This window comes from Methylobacterium sp. WL18 (assembly GCF_008040015.1).
Taxonomy (GTDB): Bacteria; Pseudomonadota; Alphaproteobacteria; order Rhizobiales; family Beijerinckiaceae; genus Methylobacterium; species Methylobacterium mesophilicum.
In genome coordinates, this window is sequence record NZ_VRVD01000162.1 from 1 (window position 1) to 8,609 (window position 8,609).

The window sequence follows — 8,609 nt, forward strand, 5'->3', positions numbered from 1 at the left end:
GCGCGGCTGTGCCTGGGCGCCACCGCCACCGATACCGGCGGCTCGATCCGCCAGCCCGCCGCCTTCACCGGCACGGTCGGCATCAAGCCGACCTACGGCCGCTGCTCACGCTGGGGCACCGTGGCCTTCGCATCCTCCCTCGACCAGGCCGGCCCGATCGCCCGCACGGTGCGGGACTGCGCGATCCTGCTCGGCTCGATGGCCGGTCCGGATGCGCGCGACACCACCTGCGTCGACCTCCCGGTGCCGGACTTCGAGGCCGCGGTCGGCCGCGGCGTGAAGGGCCTGACCATCGGCATCCCGAAGGAGTACCGGGTCGACGGCATGCCGCCCGAGATCCAGAAGCTCTGGGACGACGGCGCCGCCTGGCTGAAGGATGCCGGCGCGACGATCAAAGAGATCTCGTTGCCGCACACTGCCTCGGCGCTGCCGGCCTATTACATCGTCGCCCCGGCCGAGGCGTCCTCGAACCTCGCGCGCTACGACGGCGTCCGCTACGGCCTTCGCGTGCCCGGCAAGGATATCGCCGGGATGTACGAGAACACCCGCGCCGCCGGCTTCGGCCGCGAGGTCAAGCGCCGGATCATGATCGGCACCTACGTGCTGTCGGCCGGCTACTACGACGCCTATTACGTCCGCGCCCAGAAGATCCGCACCCTGATCAAGCGCGACTTCGAGGCGGCCTACGCGGCGGGCGTCGACGCGATCCTGACCCCGGCCACGCCGTCCTCGGCCTTCGGGATCGGCGAGAAGGCCTCGGCCGACCCGGTGGAGATGTACCTCAACGACGTGTTCACCGTGACGGTGAACATGGCCGGCCTGCCGGGCATCGCCGTGCCGGCCGGGATCGACGGCCAGGGCCTGCCGCTCGGCCTCCAGCTGATCGGCCGCCCCTTCGACGAGGAGACGCTGTTCGCGGTCGCCCAGGTGATCGAGGAGGCCGCCGGCCGGACCGTCCTGCCAGAGCCCTGGTGGGCATGACCGTCCCCTTCTATCCCTGGACGGTCTGGATCTGGGCCGCGTTCGATCCGGCGCTGATCGTGGTGGCGGTCTATCTCGGCTGGACCGCCAGCCAGTTCGGCAAGGTGTTCATCGCGGCGATCGCGGCGCTCGGCTTCTCGGTCCTGTTTTCGTGGGCGGTGAGCGCGGCCGGCATCCCGTGGCCGGCGCCGATCACGCACGACGGGCCGACCTTCTTCCCGGTGCGGACGATCGCCGCCCTGCTCTGGGCGATGCTCGCCTACGGCGTCCGGCGGACGATCGCCCGGCGCGCTTGATTCTTGGCGCGCGCGGCCCGTAGATGTTCTTCAAGTGTAGGAGCGCGGCACCGGTCGCGATCCCACCCGCGACCTCATCCTGAGGTGACCGCGTCAGCGGGCCTCGAAGGAGCCATCCAGGCTCCGCGCGATCCCTGGAGCCCTCCTTCGAGGCTGCTGCGCAGCACCCTCAGGATGAGGTTGCGGATCGGATCGTGCGGAGACCGCATCACATCCCGGCCCGGACCACCATGAACGCACCTGTCGATCCCAAGAAACTGATCAAGGGCGGCCTGCACGACTGGGAGGTGATCGTCGGCATGGAGATCCATGCCCAGGTCTCCAGCCGGGCGAAGCTGTTCTCCGGCGCTTCGACCGAATTCGGGGCCGAGCCGAACGACCACGTCTCGCTGGTCGACGCCGCGATGCCCGGCATGCTGCCGGTGATCAACGCCGAATGCATCGCGCAAGCCGTGCGGACGGGTCTCGGCCTGAAGGCGCAGATCAACCTGCGCTCGGTGTTCGACCGGAAGAACTACTTCTACCCGGATCTGCCGCAGGGCTACCAGATCTCGCAGTACAAGGACCCGATCGTCGGCGAGGGCGAGGTGCTGGTCGACATGGCCGACGGCACGTCGATCACGGTCGGCATCGAGCGGCTGCACCTGGAGCAGGATGCCGGCAAGTCGCTGCACGATCAGGACCCGCTGCGCAGCTTCGTCGACCTCAACCGCTCGGGCGTGGCGCTGATGGAGATCGTCTCCCGGCCGGACCTGCGCTCGTCTGAGGAAGCCAAGGCCTACGTGACCAAGCTGCGCACGATCCTGCGCTATCTCGGCACCTGCGACGGCGACATGGAGAAGGGTTCGCTCCGCGCCGACGTGAACGTCTCGGTGCGCCGCCCGGGCGAGCCGCTGGGCACGCGCTGCGAGATCAAGAACGTCAACTCGATCCGCTTCATCGGCCAGGCGATCGAGATCGAGGCCCGGCGCCAGATCGCGATCCTGGAAGACGGCGGCAAGATCGACCAGGAGACCCGCCTGTTCGATCCGGGCAAGGGCGAGACCCGCTCGATGCGCTCCAAGGAAGAAGCGCATGATTACCGCTACTTCCCCGATCCCGACCTGCTGCCGCTCGAGTTCGACCAGGCCTATGTCGACGCGCTGGCATCCGGCCTGCCGGAGCTGCCGGACGCCAAGAAGGCGCGGTTCGTGAACGATTACGGCCTGTCGCCCTACGATGCCGGCGTGCTCGTGGCCGAGCGGGCCTCGGCCGACTACTACGAGGCGGTCGCCAAGGGCCGCGACGGCAAGGCCGCGGCCAACTGGGTGATCAACGAGCTGTTCGGCCGCCTCAACAAGGAGGGGCTCTCGATCGACGCGACGCCGGTCTCGGCCGACCAGCTCGGGGCGATCGTGGACCTGATCGGCGAGGGCGTCATCTCCGGCAAGATCGCCAAGGACCTGTTCGAGATCGTCTGGACCGAGGGCGGCGACCCGCGCGCCGTGGTCGAGAGCCGCGGCATGAAGCAGGTCACCGACACCGGCGCCATCGAGGCGGCGATCGACCAGATCATCGCGGCCAACCCCGACAAGGTCGCCCAGGCGAAGGAGAAGCCGACCCTGCTCGGCTGGTTCGTCGGCCAGACCATGAAGGCGACCGGCGGCAAGGCGAACCCGGCGGCGGTCAACGCGCTGCTGAAGGACAAGCTCGGCATCGCCTGAGGTCAATCCGGCGAAGCGCGCCCCACCCGGTCTTGCGACGCGCGCCTTGCCGGACGATGTCTCCCGGCCTCGTGTGTTGGCTTGAGAGGTCCAGGCCGGTCGGCCTCATCTCGGGCGCGGACATTGGGGCTGGCAGTCGTCCCACCACGACGTAAGCCCGCCGCGGCGACACCGGGCGGTAGATGACCGTTCTGGATCTAATGGAAACCGCGGCGGAAGCGGCGCAAAGTGGGGCCTTTCGCGCATTCGAAGACGGACCATCGCTTGGCCGCTTCTGCGCCCCTGAGGCCGCTTCCGTCCGGTTGTTCGTCTGATGCCGCTGGATTCCGGGCCGAACCTGTCCCGAAGCCGTCTAGGCGGCGTCACGCTGCGGTGGAGTCATCCCTGTCTCCTCCTGCTTCCGGCAACCGACCCGGTACAGCACATTCCCGATGTGCCGGCCGTCGATCCGGCTCGTGTTCGGTATTGCTGAACACATCCGAAGATTGCGCCGGCTTAGAATGCGCGTCAACACGCAATGTCCGGCCGCGCTTAATATTTTCAGGGTTCGCGCGCACCCGCTGCAACGCGGCATCGCCGGTTCAAAGACTTACGGGACACCGCACGGCGCCGCAAAAGTTTCCGTCGTGCCCGTCTGGATCGACCGCGTTCTACTTGCCGGCACCCATGTTGTTCTCGACCAGAAATCGGATGCCGCGTTCGAAGGATTCGTCCGTGTCGCCGCGCAGGTCGACGCTGTAGGCCTTCTCCGGGGCGTTTCCGGAGAGCGGCTTGACGTAGACATTCAGGTTCAAGATCAGGTTCGAAACCTTCTGGACCTCACCGGTGATCGCCACGTCGGCGCCGAGCTTGCGGGCGAAGGCGTCTGCGCAGCCGTTGCAGCGGCGCAGGTCGGCGCTCTTGGCGACCTCGTCCTTCACCGGGTCGGTCGGCACGACCACGAACAGGCCCTTCGTCTGCAGAAGGTCGCGCAATTGGTCGCTGGTGCGTTCGAGCCGCGCCCGGTCCGCTGCGTCGCCCGGCACGGGGGAGAGGTTGGAGAACTGAAAGTCGAACACCGCGGCCTTCTCGGGAGCCGCTAGGGCAGGACCCGCCGCACACCAAACGGCGACTGCGGTGAACACGGTCCGGAACATGGTCGCCTCCTCGGCGGCGCGCTTCTCGCGTCTGTGCAGAACCAACGGGCAGGACCGAGGTTCGCTCATACGATCGGGCGGCACGATGCGGTATCTTCCTCTCGCACCGAGTCGCCGGATGGTGGGAAAGCCAGGACAGATGCCCGACGCACACAACTTGCTCGCATTCGCAGCCGTTGCCGTCGGGATGGTCCTGACTCCGGGACCGAACATGGCCTACGTGATCTCGCGTTCGATCTGCCAGGGTAGGGCCGCCGGGTTCGTATCCCTCGGCGGCGTCGCACTCGGCTTCGTCGCCTATATGCTGTGTGCCGCGTTCGGCATCACGGCCCTGCTCCTGGCCGTACCCTATGCCTACGATGCCGTTCGCATGGCGGGCGCGCTATATCTGCTGTGGCTCGCCGTGCAAGCCGTACGCCCGGGGGGTCGTTCGGCGTTTCAGGTCAAAGACTTGCCGCCGAGTAGCCCGGTCAGGCTGTTCGCGATGGGATTGTTGACCAACCTGCTGAATCCCAAGATCGCGATCGTGTATCTCTCGCTGTTGCCGCAATTCATCGATCCCGCAAACGGCAGCGTCCTGAGCCAGGCTCTCGTCCTCGGCACGACGCAGATCGTCATCAGCCTGATGATCAACGCGATCTTCATCGTGTCCGCGAGTGCGATCGCGAGGTTCTTCACGCATCGGCCTTCGTTCGCCACCCTGCAGCGCTGGGTGATGGGAACGGTGTTCGCGGCGCTCGCCGTCAGGATGGCGACCGAGTCACAGCGCTGACACGGCGACGGCGGCGCACGACCGAATAGGGCGGCAACGACCTGTCGGAACGAAGCTCCTAACGCGCCCCGGTCTGGACGTCTGTCTGCGAGCCCGTGAAGGCGGAGACCCGGTTGCGCAGATCCATGAACCACGTCGGCATCGGGGCGCGGCCGTCGCCCACCACCACGGTGGCGGTCATGCCGGCGACCAGCGGCACGTCGGCGGGCTTGCGGTCGATGCGGACGCGAACCGGGACCCTCTGGGCGAGGCGCACCCAGGTGTAGACCGGGTTCACGTCCGGCAGGCCCTGGGTGCTCGCTGCGGCATTCGCCGTCGAGATGCCGAGGGTGATGCTCTCGACCGTCCCGGTGAGATGCGGGTCGTAGCCCATCAGCTTCACGTCGGCCGCGTCGCCGACATGGATGTTGGCCATCTTGGTCTCCTCGAAATAGCCGTCGATCCAGAATGAATCCGTATCGACGATGCTGATGTTCGAGGTGCCGGTGCGGGCGTAGTCGCCGACCCGCATCAGCAGGTTGGTGACGCGCCCGTTCACCGTGGACTTCACCTGGGTCCGTTCGAGGTTGACCTTGGCCTGCCGCAGCTGCGCCTGCGCGCTCTCGAGCGCCGCCTCGGCGATCTTGGCGGTCCCGGCGAATTGCTGCTTCTCCTCGATGGAGGTCGACACCGTGGTGAGCGCCTGGCGCCGGGCCGATTGCGCGTTCTTCACCTGAAGGTCGGCCTCCCTGTTCTTCACCTCGGCATCGGCCGAGGTGACGCCGACCTCGAAATCGATCGGATCGATCACGTAGAGCAGGTCGCCCTTCCGGACGAGCTGGTTGTCCTGCACGCGCAGCGCCACGATCTGCCCGGAGACCTGCGGGGCGATGTTGGCGACCTGCACGCGGACCCGGCCGTCCCGGGTCCACGGCGCCGCCACGTAGAACTCCCACACGAACCAGGCGGCCGCGAAGGCGACGAGCAGGATCACGCCCGTGGCGGCGAGCCGGAGGAGCTTCCCGGCGCGGCCCCGCCGCGCGGTGAGGGGCGGCGGATCGGACGGCCCCGGCGCCTCCTCGCGGTGGGCGGCTCTGGGATCGTCCTCGTCGGCGGTTGTGGCAGGCATCAGATGAACGCGATCAGGAGGGCGAGGACGCAGACGTAGATGCCGGCCTCGGCGAGCGGTGCGTTGGCGACGTAGCGGCTGAACCGGATCCGGGCAAAGACCCAGCGCAGGCCGAGGAGGATCACGAAGGCGGCGAGCGCGTAGGCGACGAAGGAGGAGATCAGCACCCCACCGATATGGATATCCTCATACATGCCGGTTTCGCGCCAATTCCTGCGTCAGAACACTGCGATATCGAGGCGCCGGAGGACGCGTCGATGGCGCGCGATGGTGCGGGCCGCGGTCACCAGGTCGCTGGCGGCCCGAGCGGTCGTCAGCCGCAGGATCCGGTCCTCCTGCGAGGCCGCCCGGATCAGATCCCGTGCCGCACTCTCCAGCGCCCTGTCGTCACCGGTGGCGAGGCCGGCACGGGCCCGCTGGATCGCGGCCCGCAGCGGCTCGACCGCCCAGAGCCGCCGCAGCTCCGCATGGGCCCGCGCGGCCGAGGCTTCGAGCCGGGCCAGCGCGAAGGCATGCGCCAGGCTCGCCCGGCGCACCGCCCCGCTGCCGGAACTGTACCCGGCGAATTGGAACAACCTGTCGGCGTTGAGGCTCGTGCGGGTGGTCGCGTCCCCGCCTTCTCCGACCAGGGCGTCGGCCAGCGCCCGCTGGGCCGAATCCAGCGCGTAGACCCGCTGCCGCTCCGGCGTGACCGGCAGCAGCAGGCGTACCACGATCGACAAGATGATGGCGGCGACCACGACCAGGAACGCGTTCAGCAGGAAGCTCTGGGCGTCGTAGGTCTGGGGGTTGGACGGGCCGAGCAGGACCGGGAAGAACACGATCACGATGAAGCCGATGCCGAAGGTCTTCGGGTTCAGCGACAGGAAGCAGCCGAAGAAGATCACCGGCGCCATCACGATGGCGAGCATCGGGAAGCCCTGGACGCCGTCGAGGAACACGAACCGGGCGATGCCCGCAAACGTCGCGGCCAGCGTCATCCCGATCACCACGCCGTTGGCGAACTTCCTGGGATTCGGCGTCGAAGAGGAGAGCGATGCGGTGGCCGCGACCTGGACCAGCGCGAAGGACGCCTGTGGGAGCCCGAGCGCCACGAAGGCGGCGGCCGTGATGGCGAAGCCGATCGCCACCCGCAGGGCCCCGCGCAGGGCCACCGGGAAGTCCCGGTGCGTCGGCAGCCTGGCGTCGCGCAGGGGCCGATGCCCATCGGCCACCGCCTGAATCCCGTCCTGCGCGAAGGTGGCCGCGCAGGCCACGTCGAGCGCGCGTTGCAGGACGACGACCTCGTCGACGGGCCGGTTGCCGTCGCGGATCGCGGCGTCCACCAGCTCCCGCAGGCGCGCGTCGTCCCGCTCCAGGGTCTCCGGGGCGGGGTCCTCGGCGACGCGACGGCAGATTTCGAGCGCCTCATCGACCGCGGGACTGCGCGTGCGCAGGCAGGCGGCGGCCGCGGCAACCGCCCGGATCGCCGCCGCCAGGACGTAGAGCGCCGCGATGCAGCTGCGCGCCCCTGCGGCCCGCCAGGGTCCGTCGTCGAGTTCGCCCGCGATGGCGCTGGCATCGGCCCGCATCGGCGCGATGGTGCGGATCAGCGCGGCGGTCCGCGATGCGCCGAGATCGCCCTTCGCCAGGGTCTCGCGGGCATAGGCGCGGGTGTCGTCCCAGGCCTTGCGCAATTGCGGCAGCAGCGTCTGCCACGTGCTGGGCGAGGCGAGGGCGTCGTTGATGAAGGTGATGACGAGGATGCCCAGCACGATGACGGCCACGCGGGACACCGCGGCATCGAAGGTGCCCTGTGGCGCGTCGATCTGGCCGAGGGCGACGATCGCAACCGTGTAGCCCGACAGCATCGCCCCGTAAGCCCGGGTATCTTGGAGATACTGCGCGGTGAACACGCACAGCCCTAGCCAGACCGTGAACGAGACCAGCAGCAGGACCCGGTCCTGGCCGAACAGCGCCATGAACAGGATCGACACGGCGGCACCGATCAGCGTGCCCGCGAGGCGGTAGACGGCCTTGGAGATCGCCTGACCGCGCTTCGGCTGCGCGAGGATCGCCACGCAGGTGGCCGCCGACGAGGCGCTGTCGAGCTGGAGCCAGAACGCGGCGGCCAGCGCCAGCATCATGGCGATCCAGATCCGCAGCGCGAACGCCCAGGCCGCGGGCTTGGGCACCCAGGCATCGAGGAAGCCGATCAGCCGGTCGATGGTGGTCGCCCGCTGCGGGGGCGAGCCGGACTGGACCGAGACCTCAGCCATGCCGCACCGGGTCCGGCGGGCTTGCGCAGGGGCGCTGCCAGAACCGGGAGGAACGCCGGCACGATGGCATCGACCAGCCTCGCCGATGGGGCGCTGGGGCTGCCGCAGACGGCCGGAGCGCCTGCCGATCCATCATGTCAGCACCGAACCCCGCCCACGCTCTGACCAGCAACGAACGAGAAGCGCGGCGGTTCGCGCTGCTGTCAAGCTTTGTCGCCGCCTTTCAACCGCTTGTTGCAGCTGCTCCAGTATTGGGGCCATTTCGGCCCCTGGGCGGTCTTCTGTGCGTCGGTGAGGGCGCGCCACTGGGCGCCGCACGTCTTCTGCCGCTCGCGGGCGGCGCTCTGCCCGGCGC

At 68.7% G+C, this 8,609-nt stretch carries 8 protein-coding genes; 4 read left to right on the forward strand and 4 right to left on the reverse strand.

The features are described from left to right. The 3 genes from FV228_RS13645 to gatB all read left to right on the forward strand — a co-directional run. Positions 1-981: amidase family protein (locus tag FV228_RS13645; RefSeq protein ID WP_147855118.1), on the forward strand; the 981-nt coding region annotated here is incomplete at its 5' end. Beyond that, complete coding sequence (locus FV228_RS13650) at positions 978-1,277, forward strand: hypothetical protein (RefSeq protein WP_147855119.1); 300 nt, start codon at positions 978-980, stop codon at positions 1,275-1,277. The genes FV228_RS13645 and FV228_RS13650, both read left to right, overlap by 4 nt. A gap of 230 nt (positions 1,278-1,507) precedes the next feature. After that, complete coding sequence (gene gatB, locus FV228_RS13655; protein ID WP_147855125.1) at positions 1,508-2,980, forward strand: Asp-tRNA(Asn)/Glu-tRNA(Gln) amidotransferase subunit GatB; 1,473 nt, start codon at positions 1,508-1,510, stop codon at positions 2,978-2,980. 650 nt (positions 2,981-3,630) lie between these two features. Here the strand turns inward: gatB and FV228_RS13660 are convergent. Beyond that, the gene (locus tag FV228_RS13660) at positions 3,631-4,116 is read right to left on the reverse strand and encodes a DUF3280 domain-containing protein (protein WP_147855120.1); all 486 of its coding nucleotides are present in this window, start codon (positions 4,114-4,116) and stop codon (positions 3,631-3,633) included. Between the two features lie 139 nt (positions 4,117-4,255). On the opposite strand from FV228_RS13660, the gene FV228_RS13665 reads away from it, so the two are divergent. Next, positions 4,256-4,888: a LysE family translocator gene (locus FV228_RS13665; protein ID WP_147855121.1), complete on the forward strand. Its 633-nt coding sequence runs from the start codon at positions 4,256-4,258 to the stop codon at positions 4,886-4,888. Positions 4,889-4,946: 58 nt separating this feature from the next. Here FV228_RS13665 and FV228_RS13670 read toward each other — a convergent pair whose 3' ends face one another. The 3 genes from FV228_RS13670 to FV228_RS13680 are packed head-to-tail and all read right to left on the reverse strand — an operon-like array spanning position 4,947 to position 8,254. Next, the gene (locus tag FV228_RS13670; protein ID WP_147855122.1) at positions 4,947-5,996 is read right to left on the reverse strand and encodes an HlyD family secretion protein; all 1,050 of its coding nucleotides are present in this window, start codon (positions 5,994-5,996) and stop codon (positions 4,947-4,949) included. Beyond that, positions 5,996-6,190 (reverse strand): DUF1656 domain-containing protein, encoded by a 195-nt coding sequence (locus FV228_RS13675; RefSeq protein WP_147855123.1) that lies wholly within the window; start codon positions 6,188-6,190, stop codon positions 5,996-5,998. The genes FV228_RS13670 and FV228_RS13675 overlap by 1 nt, the downstream gene beginning before the upstream one ends. 24 nt (positions 6,191-6,214) lie before the next feature. Beyond that, positions 6,215-8,254, reverse strand: coding sequence for an FUSC family protein (locus FV228_RS13680; protein ID WP_147855124.1), 2,040 nt, complete (start codon positions 8,252-8,254; stop codon positions 6,215-6,217). Between the last annotated feature and the right edge of the window lie 355 nt (positions 8,255-8,609).